Origin of the sequence: Flavonifractor sp. An9, assembly GCF_002161245.1 — a bacterium.
Taxonomy (GTDB): Bacteria; Bacillota; Clostridia; order Oscillospirales; family Oscillospiraceae; genus Flavonifractor; species Flavonifractor avicola.
The window spans coordinates 1-17127 of sequence record NZ_NFHC01000032.1 but is presented as its reverse complement, the minus strand read 5'-3'; the positions used below and the strand labels follow the sequence as shown (position 1 = coordinate 17127).

Genomic DNA, 17127 nt, shown 5'->3' with positions numbered 1-17127 from the left:
AAAAAGAAACGGCCTGCATGGTGCAGACCGCTTTTGTTATTCTATTAAATCGTCCTCATCGAGAAAATCAAAATTGTCCTCGATGTCCTCTAACCGCTTCGGAGGAAACCTCATCTCGTATTGTTCTTTTGCCAGCGCACGAACTTCCCGGCGCTTATCTTTCATTCGGTTCTTCAGCCAGGAAATCTGCTCCTTTGATAATCTCCATGGGAGATTCAGCAAGCGGTTTATTGTCATTTGCTCCGCTTGCTTCTCCGGCGGCAAAGAAGCACAGGATTTACAGACGTGCGCCGCATGACCTTTGCCGGAAAATTTTTCATTAGCCTTATATTCTCCGCAGACTTTACAATAATGGCCGTGCTTCTTCATAGGCTCGATTCCTTTTCACTGAGAGCGTATAAACTGCGCACCGCCCCCATGATGATGTTCCACTCCAGATCTGCCGCATAGGAAAATTTTTTGCGGTACGATTCCCAAAGTTTCTGCATAACCGAGCTGTTCTCCACTTCCTCAAAAACTTCGGCAGCTTCTGCAAGATGTCGTTCTGTCCCGCGTTTGTGAGCAGTGGCCCGCAGCGCATCATGGAGAATCTGAGGGTCCAATGTATTCCCATGCAGCTGTTCCAGAATATAAATGTCATAGAAATCTCTCATGCGGGTGTTGGTGGTAGTTCTGGTAATGATCGTTTCCAGCTTTTCGGCCAGAACCGTTTCCAGATTGTACGCCCAAATATCAATGGAGCGATCTTCCAGCATCAGCTTGAAAGAGTAGCGGATCTCCCTGGGGGTAATGGCATCCCCTGTGGAAATGTCAATCTTCAAAGGCGTCACCACACCGTCAAAGGTTGTAGTCATATTTACGCGAATCCCCGGATATTCCGCCTCATCCATAATCTCCGAAATACTTTTCAGCTGGAATTTGACGCCATCATCAAGCGGGACACTCACAATAGCGGAAATCAAATTCTCTATGTCCTCCACATTGACATTGGCTCCTTTTACAGTAGCGTCCAAATCCATCGTGGAACGGGCATCCAGACCAACCATAGCCGCTACCAGCATACCGCCTTTCAGAATAAATTTGTCACGATATTCAGAAAGGGAGATACGCTCCAGAAAACGCTCCATCATGTAGTTCCGCATCAAGAGCTGGGCGTCCGCAGATTTTTTTCTGGAAAGATTGCGGATCAGATCCTTCAACTGCCTTGCTGTTTTTATCATAAAAGCACCTCCAAATACTGCCGCAGAATTTTTTCTACCCGGAACATACCGGCATACCGCATCAATGTCCGCAGGTCTTTGTCTTTTCTTCTGGCATACATCTTTAATGCCCCTTGAAAAGTCTGCATCTCCATGTTGTTCCTGCTGCGGAGCAGGTCGCAGATGGTGCGCTCCAGGTCATAGACAGGAACTGTATGCCCAAATGGTGTCTGAGCCGTTGTCAGGCCCACCCCATGCAGTTCCGCCTTAATGGTGAATACCTGTACGCCCTCTGCTTTCAGCTTGGAGGGATTATATCCGGTCTTGACTGTGACCGTATATTCCAGCGGCTCGCGGTCTGTCAGATCGTGAAAAAATAAAGCTGTCTCATGGGAAAACACTGCCTGTTCGACCCGCAGATGAAGTAAGTACATGGCATCGACCCAGGCATCCTTGGAAAGATAAATTCCATGCGCGACCCGCTCCAATTCCCGTGAGTGCACATAATCATAAAAAACAGGCTTAGAAATACCAGCAGATACTACTTGAGCTGTTCGCAGCATCCCATCCTGTGTTTCCAGCAGCTGATCCAGCTGTTCAAATTGTCCCACCGTACCACTTCCTTTCACACTAATATTATAAGCAATATTAGTTCAAAAGTAAAGTGATGAAAATTCGGCATAATTTTACCGACAGCTTAACGTTCAACAGTTTTGGAAATATGAAGTGGCAGCAAAATAGACAACCTCAGCTGCCCATTTCATCACGATATGAAATAATCTGCTTCTTTTTCTGTTTGGCACACCGTAACGTTGTGGCTGCTCCGCCCCAATCATGGAGAACATAGGCCACCACTACATCGGCGGACTCTACCATCCAGCGATTTCTATGAGAAATCGAAAAACGGCGCGGTACGTTTTCCAGCGGTGGATACACGGTACTGTCATAGCCAGAAACATCCCGGCCAGTGTTCAAATATGCCAATACAAGAACCAGCTCGATTTGCGGATACTTTTTCTTTTGTTCCCGTAAAATAGACGCTGCTAAACTGTCGAACTCTCCATATCCTCCAAGATAAAAAGTTGTTGCTCCTTGCTCAATTAGGTCTTGTGTTACATTGCGAAGCCAATTCGCAATATTGTCTGCCTTTGTGATTTGCGAATGGCCACAAAAAGTTACGTTCATACGATGGCACCCCTATTACCATCATACTGCAAATAGCTCTATTAGTACAGGTACAGGGACCAATTTTAGCAAAACTGCCCATATACTAAATATAGTACAGTCACAGGGGCGGTGTATAGAATGAAGCTAAACGAGGCGGTAAGCAAACGTCTGTTAGAATTACTAGATGAAAGAAAAATGACACAATATCAACTGTATATGAAAAGCGGTGTTCCCAAGTCTACGATTGGAAATGTCATCAACTGCTCGTATGATTCGGTTAAGCTACGGATCATTCATGAGATGTGCCAAGGAATGGGGATTGGGATAGATACCTTTTTTGCATCGCCGCTTTTTCAAGAAGATAACCTAGAACCATAAAACCTCCGACGAAATTCGTCGGAGGTTTTCATATTATCCATAAACCAAATCTTGAATGATAAACTTCAAGTCCTGTACCTTGCCCAGTAGCCAGATTGCAGCCATTGGCAAACCATAGGGACTAATGAGAAATGCTATCACCAGCAGGATAATGCCGTTTTGCAAGGAGTAAGTAATCAGAACTGCCACACCCAGCAGGGCAACCACCATGCTGATAAGCCCCAGCACCAAACCGGAGACATAGACAATCCCCACACAAATCCAGACGAACAGGGTCAGCGACAGAATCACCGGAGCCATTAAAATCTTCAACGGCAGTTTCAGAATGAACCAGATCGCCCTCATTTTTCTTCCTCCTTCCATCGTTCCCGAAAGCTCTGACAGAGAATTTCTGCCTGTCTTTCATCTTCTTCCGTCACTTCTCGGCATCCTTTGGTTAGCCGCAGTTCCTCATAGCTGCGATAATCAGATAACAGCACCTCGAATAGTTCGTCCGGTGTCCGGCTGAGAAGTCCATCCACACAGTAGCGGGAATCTCCATTCCATGTGACGCGGAGATAACCTTCTCGACAAGGGAGGACTTCTTCCTCTAGATCACAGTCCAAATACTCACGAAAAATCTCCAACACCTTCTCAAAGGTTTTCATCTATTCTCAACTCCTTTGCGGCAATCTGTTTTCTACCCATATTATCCTTCCAACATTTCAAAAAGACAAGGATATGGGCAAAAGAAAAAACGGAGGAAGGCGCGGCGAAAAGAACGCCGTTCCTCCCTCCGCAGTTGGGGCATATATCCCTGTTACGAAAGCCTGGAAAGCTGGGTTAGGATTTCTTTCACGCCCTCCCATAACTGCTCCTGCCGTTGGGCTATATCCTCCAGGTCAGCATCATAAATCCGCCCCGTTTCATGTACCCGTCGGGTGAGCTGGTTCAGGTTATTGCTGCTTCGGCGCAACAGGGATACCAGTTCCTTCAGCTCCGGCAAGTCCAGCTGTACCACATAGCCGTCCACAGCCATCTTCCGCAGATAGGCGCTCAGGTTTTTTGTTCCGAACTGTGCCATTTTCTGCTGGATCGCTTCCATCTCCGCATCGGAAACCCAAAACAGGACCGGCACATCCCGTTTACGCTTTTTGGCGCTCATCGTTCCGGCTCCTGTTTCTTCGATAAAGCAGGCTTGTGGGTGGTAGGCTCCTGTTTGAGCTTTTGCAAGACAGAGCCTTTCTCCGGTTCCTGAAGCGTTTTTCGTGCCTGCCGTGTAAACAGATCGGTCAGACCAAGATTGACCTCATCCACAACCAGATAAGCACAGTGGCGCGAAGTGCCGCTGTCCTCCGGCATGGGAATGGTCTTTGCCCAGGCTTTGTTGTCACGGGAAACGCGACCGTCGCTGTCCTTATGCTGGATGGTGTTGGCAAGGATGAACTGTACTCGTTCCGACCCGAACTTTTCCAGCACCGCCTTAACCGCAGACTCCGTATCCAGTCGGTTATCCGCATAGTGGGCGCTGATGGCGTGTTCAATGGCCTCTTTACAGTCAAAGTTTGCCTGATAAGAGCGGTTATATTGTGCCATCTCCCCATGCTGGGACGCATAGGCGGCAGAATGGAGATAGAGAGGGATGGACCGCTGTTCTTCCAAAACCTTACACACATCATCCGCTCGGTTTTCAATGCTGTCCCGGATCACATCCATGTAGCCGGTCTCCAGCTTCTCAAAGTGACGGTACACATCGGCCAGCGGTGTAGGCGAATCCAAAAGCGCCTGGGCCTGGGCATCGGTCAGCTCCAAGTCCTCCATCGCCATCACAATGTCCTCCCGGACGGTGTACTCATAGGTATGGTGAAGGATTTCCTCCGGGGGCTGGCTTTTCAGCCAGTCCCGGTATTTGTCCTGTTCAGCGGCCATCTTCTCATAAAGGGCCGTATTCAGATCGTTGGTATTCATGTTATCGCACCTCCTCATGTTGTTTCGGTTTCTTTTCAGGGCTACGGGGTGGCACCGGGCGCTTCAAGCTGTCCAGCACCGAAGGCCGTGCGCTCTTGGCAACCACAGTTTCCGGCTGGGCATGGCCCTTGCCGTCAATGTTCAGCAGCGTGTCCAGTTCCACCAGACGGGCGGACTTGACTCGCAGATCATCCTCAAAGGGAAACGGCTTTCCGATTTCCTCTTTGGCTGCGGCCTGCTGTTGGTAAAGGTTGTCCAGCTGGTTTTTCACGGCTTCCAAACGCTGAGGCATTTGAGCCAGTGCATTGTCGATACGGGTGAGGTTTCCGCGCGGGTCTGTGCCGAGGCTTGCCCGGTGGGTCATCTGGCCTTTCAACAGGAGCGTATATTCCTGTTTCCAAGCGGAAAACTCCACGGACATAGTAAAGCCCCGATAGCTGCCGATCTGCACCGGTTCGGAGCCTTTGACCTCCTTACAGGCGTCTAGCAAGGCTGCACCGGCGTTTTCTTTGTCAGTCAGCACATCGCCCCGGATCTCCATTCCAGCAAAGCCATCCTCCGGGTGAGGATGGGCGGCCAGGGTCTCCAGATCCGCTTCAAAGCCTTTAATAAACCCCTTGTTAGTTTCGATTTCCTGGGGGAAGTATTTGAGCAACTGATCCTCCAGGCGGTACTGCTTGCTCTGATGGTCAGCTTTCATCAGCTTCAGACGCGCAACCTCCACATCCAAATCCATGCGCTCCTTGATACGGGGGTCTCCGGCGCACAGGGCCTTGATCTCGGCAAAGGACAGCGCCGTTTCGTCCACATCATCGCAGGAGCGGACCGGGCTTTTGCTGGTCATGATTTGCGAAATGAATTTCTGTTTGTTCTCCACCGTCTGCCACAGGTAGGCATCGAAAGTTCCCTCGGTAACATAGCGGTACACATGGACCAGCGGATTCTGGTTGCCCTGGCGCTCGATACGGCCCTTGCGCTGGGCAAGGTCTCCCGGACGCCACGGACAATCCAGGTCATGGAGCGCCACAAGCCGGTCCTGCACATTGGTGCCAGCGCCCATTTTGGAGGTGCTGCCCAGCAGGACGCGCACCTGCCCAGTGCGAACCTTGGAAAACAGTTCTTTCTTCTGCACCTCGGTCTTGGCTTCGTGGATAAAAGCAATCTGCTCGGCGGGCATTCCCTGGGCGATGAGCTTCTGGCGGATGTCCTCATAGATGGTAAAGGCAGGCTCAGGCTCATCCAACGGCACAGCCTGTTCCAGCGCATGAAGTGTGGGATTATCCAGCTGTTTGGCTGCCTTTTTGGAGGGGGCTGCCTGGGGCGTGGAAATGTCGCAGAATACCAGCTGGGTCAGCTTGTCAGCCTCGCCGTCCCGCCAGATCTGCATGATATTACCCACACACTGATTGACCTTGGTGCCGGGTTCATCCGGCAGCAGCTGGTTGATGATACGCTGGTCCAGACCCAGCTTGCGGCCATCGCCGGTAATCTTGAGCATATTGTCCTCTGAGGGGTCAACGCTGCCGCTGTGTACCCTGGAGGCGCGCTCGGAGAGAACCTGCACCATCTCTTTTTGGTGTTCAGTAGGCTGGGCCACGATGTTGTGGTATTCCACCTCCGGGGTGGGCAAGTTCAGCTGATCGGCGGTTTTGATGTCGGCAACTTCACGGAACAAGTTCATCAGCTCCGGGAGGTTGAAAAACTTGCTGAATCTCGTTCTTGCCCGGTAGCCGGTGCCTTCCGGTGCCAGCTCCAGCGCCGTGACGGTTTCTCCGAAGCGGCTGGCCCAGCAGTCGAAGTGGGTCATGTTCAGCTCTTGCAGGCGGTCATACTGGAGATACCGCTGCATGGTGTAAAGTTCATAAGGTAGGAAACGCCACGCCATACTTCCTTTCGTCCGTGGTCTTGGCGTAACCCCCTCCAGAACCGTGCTTACACCTCTCGATGTACACGGCTCGCCATCTTTCATAGTTTAAGTGATTTTGTCTTTGCTTCTTCGTAGCATTTCGGGCAGAGAGCCAATGACTTCCGCCTTTTCAGTAACATCAGTTCATCAAATTCATTATCAGCGTTCAAATCTTTTAAGCGCTTTACATGGTGCATATACACTTTCACGGGGTTTGCTCCGCACATCTCGCATTGTCCGCTTTTTAAACGTCCTGCAAGACTATTCGGTTTTATCTGCCCTCTGTATTTCGGCATAATGTCTACAAATTCAGGTGCGATATTGTTATTACGCCTAAATCCTTCATTGTAAAACTCACACCGCTTTGTTCCACTCTTGGTTTTGTAATCTGCGCCAAAGTCGCCCTTTACGCTACGGTATTTCTTATACATCTTCATAACAGAAGAATTATATTTTGCCGCCAACGTCTTTAAACAGCTTCCACGCATGATAGAATGAAATTTCCCCAGATTGCATACATTGATTGCTAACCTGTAATAATTGTACAATCCTCTGATTTCAGAATTATATTTACTGATGATTGCCACATCGTCTAATGGCATAAGCGCCCCTCTGTGGAGTGGCTTCCAAATCTCTTTGCCGTTTTCGTCTTTTTTGATTTTAAACGCACCGTATTCGTGCAGTTTCGCAATCCATTTTTCTTTCGGCATATATAACTGCACTTTTCCATACCACACCCGTTGCAGACCTTTTTTCGTCCGCTTTGTGTCCTGACTTCTTGATATTCTTATGTCGTATCCAAGATACCGCACCTTTTCAGAGGAATGGGTAACGTGAGTTTTCTCCTCCGACATTGTGAGATTTAGCTTGTCTTTTAGAAATATCTTTACCTGTTCCTTGATATTTTCAGCATCCTGCTTTGAACCTGTTATTGAAATCAGGAAATCGTCAGCGTAACGGTTGTATTGAAGTCTTTTGTAATTCTCATCCATCTCGTCTAAATGTGGTGTGGACAACATCACTTTCCTTGCTTCTTTAAATGCTGCTAGGTTTGCTTCTGTGCGCTCTATTTCCAGATTTTTCTGCGCTTTCCGATAAGCCCAGCGTACCTTATCATGGTCTTTGTGGACTTTACGGCTTCTTGTATCGCCTTTGTCAAAACTCTTTTTCATCCTTGCCATGAACTCATCAAGTTCATTCAGATAGATGTTGGCAAGTATCGGACTGACACCGGAGCCTTGTGGACTGCCGGAGTACGTTTCATGGTATGTCCACTGTTCCATATATCCTGCCCTTAGAAACTTCCACATCAGCGATATGAACGCTTCATCTTTTATGCGCTTTCTCAAAAGCTGTATTGTGATATGGTGGTCGAAGCTGTCAAAACAAGCCTTAATGTCTCCTTCGATTATCCACTTTGCACCAGTGAACAGCGTTACGATTTCTTTTAACGCTGTGTGGCAACTTCTTTTCGGTCTGAAACCATGTGAATTATCAGAGAATGTCGGCTCATAGATTGCTTCAAGTATCATACGGACAACTTCCTGTAACAGTTTATCGTCCGTTGACGGAATCCCCAATGGGCGCTTTTTACTGCTGTTTTTCTTCGCAATATAAACACGCCTTGCAGGGTTCGGCTGGTATGAGTGGTCTCTCAGCTTCTGAATGAGCTTTTCAATGCGCTCCATGCTCATACCGTCAAGAGTGAATCCGTCTGCACCTGCCGTCATGCTCCCCTGAGAGGTCGCAATATTCTGGTATGCAAGCAGATAGAACTCTGGGTTGTACAGGTTACGGTATAATCTCTCGTACCTGTACTCTTTGTTTTTTGCTTTTTCACTTAAACTTTTCAATACATTTTCGGGACTTCTCATAATGCCTCACGCACCTTTCCTTATTATTTGTATTGAAGAAAGACTGTCTCCCTTCGCCATGTGGACGGCTTTCCCGTCCTCGGACTACTACGGAGACTCTGTTGCCATAGTAAATATTCAGAGTCACTTTTCTCATAGCACTCATAGCCGATTTTCGGCATTTTACCTTAGGCAATCCCCGTTTAGAACTGTAATAACATAAGCCTGTTATGATTTCGGATGTGACGTTCGTCGTTTTCCATTATCCTATGGCTGATTTACTCTGGGTATCTTGTGGATACGCATGGCCGACTCATATCCACCAGAGTACATGCGAGTATAACTTCCTTACGCATGGAGCAACATTTTGCCCAATCTCCGACTGTCATTCAGGCAGTTTAGCTTTCATCCTTATTCATAACTTTTCGCCACTACCACGCAAACACTTTGGAAGTTTCCGTGTTTCGTGCCCTCCGACATGCTACACTCCCCATCGGGTTTCCCCTTTTGGATAAGTCGGGTGACGATAGGGTGCGGATTATTCCGCTTTGATACCTTGCCCTATTACTTGCTCAAGGTAAGATTATTACAGCCCCTTACGGGCGCACGGTCATGCTGTTCGATACGGGGGTGCCAGTGGCGAAAATCACACCACGGTTTCCGGTCAGTTCATCCATATAGCGACACTTTGCAAACATATCGCTGGACTTTTGGGCATCGCTTGTGGAGAGACCTGCCACATTCCGCATCTTGGTGTATAAAAACAGGTTTTTATAGTTATGCGCCTCATCGACGAACAGGCGGTCCACACCCAACTGCTCGAATGTTACCACATCGTCCTTGCGGCTCTCGGCCTGCAATTTCTCCAGCCGGGCTTCCAGGGACTTCTTGGTGCGTTCCAACTGCTTGACCGTGAAACGCTCACCGCCGCTGTACTTCACCTCGGCAATGCCCTCGGTGATCTCGTCGATCTGCTCCTGAAGGAGCCGTTCCTGACGCTCTCGGCTGATGGGGATTTTCTCAAACTGGCTGTGTCCCATGATGATGGCGTCATAATCGCCGGTGGCAATGCGGGCGCAGAACTTCTTGCGGTTGTGGGTCTCAAAGTCCTTTTTGGTGGTGACAAGAATGTTGGCGGAAGGATAGAGCCGCAGAAACTCCGACGCCCATTGTTCGGTCAGATGGTTCGGCACCACAAAGAGGGATTTCTGACACAAGCCCAGGCGCTTACTCTCCATGGCGGCAGCCACCATTTCAAAGGTTTTGCCAGCGCCTACCTCGTGTGCCAGCAGCGTATTGCCGCCGTACAGCACATGAGCGATAGCGTTTTTCTGGTGTTCCCGCAAGGTGATGGCCGGGTTCATACCACCGAAAGTAATGTGTCCGCCGTCGTATTCACGGGGACGGGTGGAGTTCATTTCCTCATTGTACTGGCGGACCAGAGCTTGGCGGCGGTCCGGGTCTTTCCAAATCCAGTCTTTGAAAGCGTCCCGGATCGCTTGCTGCTTTTGGGCGGCCAGGGTGGTCTCTTTGGCATTCAACACCCGGCGCTCTTTGCCGTCTGCATCCTCTATGGTGTCGTAGATACGGACATCCCGCAGGTTCAGGCTGTCCTCCAGAATCTTGTAGGCATTGGCACGGCTGGTTCCGTAGGTGGTATAGGCTGCCACATTGTTCTGGCTTACAGAGCTTTTGCCGGTGATCTGCCACTCAGCGGTGAAAGAAGAATAGTTGACCTCGATATTGCGCTGGAGATAAAACGGCGTGTCGAAGGTCTCATACATAAACTGCTGGATGTACTCTTTGTCGATCCAGGTAGCGCCCAGGCGCACCTCAATCTCCGACGCATCCAGGTCTTTGGGCTGGGCAGCGGTAAGGGCCTCCACATTGACTGCAAAGGAAGGGTCCTGCTGTGCGGCCCGCTGTGCCTGACGCAGCTTGCGCCGCACATTGCCGGACAGGTATTCGTCGGCTGTTACATAATGGGGAGTGCCGTCTTTCTCCAACTGCCCAGGTACACGGAAGATCACGCCTTTTAGCTCGGCGGCCAGTTCGTCGCCGGTCTTGCCGGTCAACTCCGCCATATACGCCATATCGACAAAGGCTTTTTCGGAAATTGATACGGCCAGAGCTTCACTTGCGGTATCCACAGTGTCCACCGCCTTGTGGGGCTTGATGGTGCGCTTGGTGAACATATCCGCCTTGCGCTCCAGCTTGCCGTCCTCGTCAATGACTTCCAGCGCGCAGAGCAGATAGTAGCTGGAATCATCAGCAAAGGCCAGCCGGTTCGCCCGGTCATTGATAAGACCATATTTTGCAGAGAAGCTGTCATAGAGCCGGTTCAGTTCGGCCTGTTTGTCCTGGATGGCGCTGTCCGGTGTGGCGGCGTCCATTTGCAGATCAATGAGCTGCTGGACACATTCTCGCAGACCCACCAGTCCTTTCACACGGGCTTCGGCGGTGGCATTCAGGTCAGGCCGTACCATACAGCTGTTTTCACGGTAATACACATCGCCGTCCACAACGGTGTAGGAGTAATTTTTCACATTGGGGTCAGCAGGGATAGAAGTGTCGATGGCTTCGCCCTCGCCCAGCTCCGGCAGCTCGGCCTCCTGGTAGGTGCCGCGAATGTACTTCACGGCATCATGCAGCTGATCGGCAAGCTCCAGCCCCTCGATGGGGTTCACGGTGTAGTCCATGCCGTGGGCGGTGCTTTCCGGTTCCTGTCGGCCCAGCACCATTTCCGGGTGGTCCAGGAAATAGCGGTTGATGGCAAAGCCGTCCTCGGTCTGCCCGGTCTGCGTCCACTCCGGCACGATGTCCAACGGACGGTCACGCTTTTGCAGGAAGATGATGTCCGAAACGACCTCGGCACCTGCGTTCTTTTTGAAAGCGTCATTGGGCAGACGGATGGCCCCCAGCAGTTCGGCGCGCTGAGCAAGATACCGGCGCACGGTGGAATCCTTGGCGTCCATCGTGTAGCGGCTGGTGACAAAGGCCACCACGCCACCGGGACGAACCTGATCCAGAGCCTTGGCGAAAAAGTAGTTGTGAATGCTGAAATTCAGCTTGTCATAGGCTTTATCCCGAACCTGATACTGGCCAAACGGTACATTACCCACCGCCAGATCGTAGAAATCCCGCCTGTCGGTGGTCTCAAACCCTGCCACGGTGATGTCGGCCTTGGGGTAGAGCTGCTGGGCAATACGCCCGCTGATGGAATCCAGCTCCACGCCGTAAAGACGGCTGTTTCGCATTTCCTCCGGCAGCATACCGAAGAAATTGCCTACACCACAGGACGGCTCCAGGATGTTGCCGGTCTCAAATCCCATGCGGCCCACAGCCTCGTAAATCGCTTTGATGACCGTAGGGCTGGTGTAGTGCGCGTTGAGGGTGGAACCTCTGGCAGCAGCGTATTCCTCCGGGGTCAGCAGTTCCTTCAGCTGGGCATATTCCTTGCTCCAGCTTTCCTTGTCGGGGTCAAAGGCATCGGCAAGGCCGCCCCAGCCCACATACCGAGAAAGGATTTTCTGCTGTTCCGGCGTTGCCTGCTCGGTGGTTTCCTCCAGGTATTTCAGCAGCTTGATTGCCTCGACATTGGCCTGGAACTTAGCCTTGGGGCCGCCTTCGCCCAGGTGATCGTCAGTGATACGGAAATTCTCGGCGGTGCGACGCAGATTGGCCTTGTATTCCTCATAAGAGGCTTCCTCGGCAGCTTTGACATTGGGGAAGGTCTGCCACTCGCCGTTTACCTGAATGGAAACGGGGTGTTCGTCCAGTACCTCATCCAGAGTCTTTTCCGGCTCGACAGCAGGCGTGGGCGGCTCCGGCTCATTGGTTCGCAGGGTCTGAACAACCACATCATAGGGCAGATTGTTCTTATCGCCCGGATAGACAGCCACAGTCTCGGCTTGGAAGGCCGGGGTTTCGGCAGCCGGTTCGGGGCGTTCCTGCTCAAAACCGTCCAACTGACGGGCATACATCCCGCGCAGCAAAGGCGCAACCTCGCTCCACTGGAAGAACAGCATGGCCAGACGCTTTTCATCTGCATCCAGCACTTCCAGCTCGATACCTTCCGGCATCGTGCGGTAATCGGCGGTCTCGCCGGTCTCCAGCTCCATCGTTTCCACGATGTTGGGATAGGCCCGGCTCAGCCACAAGGCTACCTCCTGGTTACTCTTGCCGTTGCGAAGAAGCTCGGAAAGCTCCGCCTTGTCCGCCTCACCAATCAGGCCATGGGCCAGCACATCCCGAAGGTCCTGGTCCACCGTATCCAGATTTGCAGGCAGGAATTCGGTATAGAAGTCGTTGCGGTTATCCTCCCGCAAAAGCTGCTCAAACCGTTCCCGGCTCTCAGCCCGGTAGATGGGATAGCTCATGCCGGTGGGCAGCAGCTGCACCGTGTCATCCCGCAGCTCTGTGATCTGATGGGGCCGGTCATCCAGATAGACAATATCACCCACATTGTAAGGAGGAACCGCTGGATCGTAGGAGGTTCGCTCCCGGAGTGTGCCACGAGCCGCAGCGTATTCCTCATCTGAAACCAGAACACGCAAATTATGGGGAGAAGGCTGTTCCGGCTCATCTGCCGGGACGCTCTCTCTGGATATGGCCTCCACATCCGCCATAACACGCTGGATGAATGGGTCATTATCCAGTTTTTCCTCATCCACCAGTTCACCATTCACAATGCCGCGCTCGGCCAAAGCCTCCCGAATGGCGATGGGGTCGATGTTGTCGAACCGGTCCTGTTCCGCTTCGGTGTAGAACCGGTCCTCCTTGATAAGCTGAGCGATCCGGCGCTGTACCTTGGGCCAGGGCAGCACCGTTCCTTCGGGGCTTTCCGGGCGAACCGAAAACGGGGTTTTGCCATCGCCGCCGTCAAACTCATGGGCCAGCCATGCAGCGGTATCTTTTTCCCGCCCATGTTTCTCCATGTAACGGACAACGGCGTGTTTACTTTCGATTTTGCCGTTCCAGTCCTGGATAGCCTTGTCGATGTCATTGTCCGTGAGAGGGTGCAGCAGCTCATGGAGCTTGGGATAGGTCTCGTCGATGATTTCTCGATGAAGGCGCTGGCGGAACTCCGGTGTGTCGGAATAGAGGCGGAGCAGCTCCATGTTGCCAGATCCCAGGACAGCACGGCGAATAGCGGCATTGCCCTCGATCACGGCGTTCTCATGGTCACTGTGACCGCAGGCATTGCGATATGGCACATCTTCCATAACAGCGGCAAGTACAATGGGCTTGTATTGCTCATGCAGTTCTCGAATCGTAGGGGCTGCGGCTGCTTCGGTCTCCTGAAATACTCTGGTCCCGTCTGCGCCAAACTCCGCTTCCTGGGCATTGATGTGCTGTTCCGCCTCATGGTCGATAGAGGGCATGGAATACTCCTGCCGCTCCCTGCCGCCCTTCGGGACAGCGGAAATGGTCACATCATGCTTATCCCGCAGCTGTTCCACAACCTGCTCCAGCCGGTTTGCCGGAAAGCCGCACATTTCCACACGGCCACCGCCGGGGATAGCGCGGGTCGTGAGATTGAGGTCCAGTTCCGCAGCAGCAGTTTTGGCGTCCTCACCGTACAGCTCAAAAAAATCCCCCATTTGGTAGAGGATTATATCATCCGGGTGGCGCTCCTTGACGCCGTTGTATTCCCACACAGCCGGGTCCGGCTGCTGGGCTTGCAGGGCATCTTCTTCCGCCAGGGCCTTTTCTGCCTGGATTTTGTCATACTCCGCCTGTTCCTGTTCTGTGAGATAGCGTCCCTTCTGGATCAGGTCGGTAATCCGTTTGGCGACTTTCTCCCAGGTGAAATGCACATCCGGGCAGCCGTCTTTTTTGTAGTGCAGACCTTTTCCGTCGTGGCTTTCATCGCTTTTCATTGCACCGGACAGGGCATGGGAGTGACCGCCAATACCATACTTATGCAGGCTGACGATCAGAGAGCTTTCCATATCCAGAAAATCCGCCAGCATCCGGTCATTCAGCTCCGGGGCGAGGATCTGCAAAAAAGAAACAGCCCCGTATTTTTTACCCATACGGAACTGTTTGCCGGTGCGGAACTCGAAGCCGGACGGCGCGATGAAATCCTTGGTGGACAGACCGGACGGAGCCAGCCAGTCCCATTCAAAGCGGAACGGCACCTGTTCATCCATGTGGAAAATGCCGTGAAGCTGTGCCAGCCGCGCCTTGCCGTCCAGGGTCTCGGCGGCCACGCCCAGGCGTTTGAAGTTGTTGAGAATGTCGGTCTCAATGCGCTCCAGACGGGGCTTGGCGGCCTTGAGGCTGTCGGCGTCGATGCCGAAAGTCAGGTACTTGGTCTTGATAAGACCGTTGTTGCCTCTTGCCAGCTGGTTTTGCAGCATGGTGGTGTACTCCACCCGGATGCTGTCAAAATCATCCCCCTGGAGAGGAATGTTGATGGCGCGGGCAAAGGTCTCCTCAGAGGCTGCCAGGTTCAAAAAGGACAGCTGGAACTGAATGGAGCTGTCGAAGTAGTTGAGGAAATCGCACCAGCCCTCGAAGATCGCTGTCTTGTCCTCGTTCTGCGAGAGCTGATAGTTGATGTCCTGGAATTGGATGGTCTTTGTGTAGCGGCTGCCTGCCACACGGCAGATGCCGTCCGGCCACATCCGTTCATAGGGGATACTGTCCTGAGCCGATTTTTTCTTTTTGTCTGTGCGATTGGCACGGGCAATGGCAGCCTCGATCTGCTTTCTGTCGGCGCGGGACAGCTTTTTCATCTTTTTCTGATTAACCGGCTGCGCGGTCTTTTCGTCTTTTCCGAACAGCCGGTGCAGCCAGCTTTTGATTACCGTGAACAATGTCATACACCTCCTTGTCGAGTTTTTCCTGCCGTTCCAAAACGGCATAGAAGTTGTTGGTCTGATACGGGCGCTCCTTGGGCCGGATGACGGCCACCTTGATGATATTGCCCACGATCTTTTCCAGGGGCTGACCGTGTTTTTCATACATCGCCAGCATGAAGAAGGGCAGCATGACCAGCATCATACACATGGCAGCCACGCTGTTTCCCACAGGCCCCCGGAGCAGGAAGAAAAGCGGTACGCCGATCAGCGCACCGCCGCCGAAGCAGACAAGCTGCCTCTTGGTTAAGTTGAACGCGACCTTGGTTTTGACTTTCGTAAGATCCTTGGGTACAGGTACATAAGCCAAAGGGATTACCTCCTTCCTGGTTAATGTGCATTGAAAACGGATTTTGCGAGGCTGCCGGTCTTAAAGAGCGTAAAGCACAACAGGACCGTATAGCCCACGCAGCTCCAGATGGCCATAATGATGTCGGATTCGGTGGCAATACTCTGCACCAGCACGGCGTAGATCGCCACACAGACGATGATGAGAAATGCCTGGAAGCCCAGGGCGATCAACGAGCGCAGATAGTTCTGGCCCATACCGCCCCATTCCTTGCCCATCATGGTGGCCATAGGGATGGGAGCCACCGAGGTCACAAGGTAAATCTCAATCATACGGCCATAAATCACGATAAAGATACAAATGTAAAGCGCCCACATGGTAATGCCGATAAAGAGCGACTGGAACCACAGGCCGAACAGCGGCCCCAGGTCCATATCCATCAGCCGGGACTCCATATCGGTCATGACAGAGGAGATGTCGATGGAAGCGTCGGAACCGATGATGCCCGCCGCCTGCGCCACCACACTTTGAGCTGCGTCAAACACGCCCATCACGATGTTCCAGGTGTTTGAGACGATGAGGATGGCAGCGGCAGATTTGAACACCCATTTGAAGATCATCCAGGTGTCCACATCATGCAGGTTGTTCTTGTCGGTAATCATCTGAATCAGCTCCAGCGTCATCACGATAGCCAGGATCACGCCAGCAATCGGCACCATGATGGAGTTGGAGAGATTTTGGATCATGCTGAAAATACTCCCGTTCCAGCCCTGAGGGGTCTGGCCCACCTGTGTCGCAATGTCTGCGACCTGCTGGTTCACGCTATCGAACATCCCCGATAAGTTGCTCATAATGCCGCCTACCAACATTTCCTTGAGCCAGTCAGTAAGGGCATCGAGTAAGAAATCCATACGGTGTCAACCTCCTTTCAGCCGCCCCCGCTTGGGGGCAGGGGCGGCAAGGATTTCTTATGACAGCTTAACGACGGGAGCGATCAGACGGTGAACAGGCTGGAGAGCAGGGGTACGAGGACCATGCCGACCACGGCGACGCCAGCGCCAGCCATGAGCTGCTTCATGCCCTGGGACTTCGCACCGGGGTTGTCGTTGCCGTAACCTTCCAGCAGGTTGATGACACCCCAGATGCCGAGACCAGCGCCCAGAGCGATAACGAGGGTCTGAAGAACGGTGATAGCCTGATTGAAAAATGCCATAAATTATAGTTAGCCGGAATCATTTGAAAAGTTTGATTTAGTCATTCATAGGCATACAAAAGCCGGAACAATCGGCACCCGGTTTCCGGGGCCTGATTCCGGCTGTCCTCCTTTTTTCATTATTTTTTGGTGATTGTCCGCTTTGTACGCCGATGGCCCCATCCGGGGCGGTTGAGGCGGGTAGATAAGATCACTCCTATTACAATAAATTTGGACAGGAAAGCCGGACAGCCAGTCCGGCTTTCCCTCCATCTCGTGCCTAAGCTACAATGAGAGGAGCAACTGGCTGACCAATCACTCCTTGGGCTT

The 17127-nt window shown here is 52.0% G+C and carries 13 protein-coding genes and 2 pseudogenes; 1 reads left to right on the top strand and 14 read right to left on the bottom strand.

All coding sequences use genetic code 11. The features are described from left to right. Positions 1-36: 36 nt before the first annotated feature. From B5G40_RS15165 to B5G40_RS15150, 4 genes are all read right to left on the bottom strand, one after another. Positions 37-369 (bottom strand): hypothetical protein, encoded by a 333-nt coding sequence (locus B5G40_RS15165; protein ID WP_002578498.1) that lies wholly within the window; start codon positions 367-369, stop codon positions 37-39. Next, positions 366-1220, bottom strand: coding sequence for a nucleotidyl transferase AbiEii/AbiGii toxin family protein (locus B5G40_RS15160; protein WP_002578497.1), 855 nt, complete (start codon positions 1218-1220; stop codon positions 366-368). The genes B5G40_RS15165 and B5G40_RS15160 overlap by 4 nt, the downstream gene beginning before the upstream one ends. After that, the gene (locus B5G40_RS15155) at positions 1217-1810 is read right to left on the bottom strand and encodes a type IV toxin-antitoxin system AbiEi family antitoxin domain-containing protein (RefSeq protein WP_002578496.1); all 594 of its coding nucleotides are present in this window, start codon (positions 1808-1810) and stop codon (positions 1217-1219) included. Before B5G40_RS15155 ends, B5G40_RS15160 begins: the two co-directional genes overlap by 4 nt. 136 nt (positions 1811-1946) lie before the next feature. Then, entirely contained in the window at positions 1947-2384 is a 438-nt protein-coding gene (locus B5G40_RS15150) for a hypothetical protein (protein WP_002578495.1), read from the bottom strand. A gap of 120 nt (positions 2385-2504) precedes the next feature. Between B5G40_RS15150 and B5G40_RS15145 the strand changes: the two genes are divergently transcribed. Continuing rightward, on the top strand, positions 2505-2744 hold the full coding sequence (locus B5G40_RS15145) for a helix-turn-helix domain-containing protein (protein WP_002578494.1): 240 nt from the start codon (positions 2505-2507) through the stop codon (positions 2742-2744). Positions 2745-2777: 33 nt separating this feature from the next. Here B5G40_RS15145 and B5G40_RS15140 read toward each other — a convergent pair whose 3' ends face one another. The 10 genes and pseudogenes from B5G40_RS15140 to B5G40_RS15085 all read right to left on the bottom strand — a co-directional run bounded on the left by B5G40_RS15140 (position 2778) and on the right by B5G40_RS15085 (position 16818). After that, positions 2778-3089, bottom strand: a complete 312-nt coding sequence (locus B5G40_RS15140) for a CD1845 family protein (RefSeq protein WP_002578493.1) — start codon at positions 3087-3089, stop codon at positions 2778-2780. Further along, the gene (locus B5G40_RS15135) at positions 3086-3391 is read right to left on the bottom strand and encodes a hypothetical protein (RefSeq protein ID WP_002578492.1); all 306 of its coding nucleotides are present in this window, start codon (positions 3389-3391) and stop codon (positions 3086-3088) included. The genes B5G40_RS15140 and B5G40_RS15135 overlap by 4 nt, the downstream gene beginning before the upstream one ends. A 152-nt stretch (positions 3392-3543) precedes the next feature. Further along, entirely contained in the window at positions 3544-3888 is a 345-nt protein-coding gene (mobC, locus tag B5G40_RS15125; protein ID WP_002578491.1) for a plasmid mobilization protein, read from the bottom strand. Further along, positions 3885-4691, bottom strand: a complete 807-nt coding sequence (locus B5G40_RS15120) for a DUF3848 domain-containing protein (protein ID WP_002578490.1) — start codon at positions 4689-4691, stop codon at positions 3885-3887. Before B5G40_RS15120 ends, mobC begins: the two co-directional genes overlap by 4 nt. Before the next feature lies 1 nt (position 4692). Beyond that, positions 4693-6552: pseudogene (locus B5G40_RS15115) on the bottom strand (helicase-related protein); the annotation flags it as partial. 104 nt (positions 6553-6656) lie between these two features. Then, entirely contained in the window at positions 6657-8471 is a 1815-nt protein-coding gene (locus B5G40_RS15110; protein ID WP_002576337.1) for a reverse transcriptase/maturase family protein, read from the bottom strand. A 587-nt stretch (positions 8472-9058) separates the two neighbouring features. After that, a pseudogene (locus B5G40_RS15100) lies at positions 9059-14371 on the bottom strand (DEAD/DEAH box helicase family protein); the annotation flags it as partial. 832 nt (positions 14372-15203) lie between these two features. Continuing rightward, positions 15204-15626 carry a PrgI family protein gene (locus tag B5G40_RS15095; protein ID WP_002578789.1) on the bottom strand — a complete coding sequence of 141 codons (423 nt, stop codon included), beginning with the start codon at positions 15624-15626 and terminating at the stop codon, positions 15204-15206. 20 nt (positions 15627-15646) lie between these two features. Beyond that, entirely contained in the window at positions 15647-16516 is an 870-nt protein-coding gene (locus B5G40_RS15090; RefSeq protein WP_002578790.1) for a VirB6/TrbL-like conjugal transfer protein, CD1112 family, read from the bottom strand. Between the two features lie 83 nt (positions 16517-16599). Beyond that, on the bottom strand, positions 16600-16818 hold the full coding sequence (locus B5G40_RS15085) for a Maff2 family mobile element protein (protein ID WP_002588903.1): 219 nt from the start codon (positions 16816-16818) through the stop codon (positions 16600-16602). Positions 16819-17127: the final 309 nt, after the last annotated feature.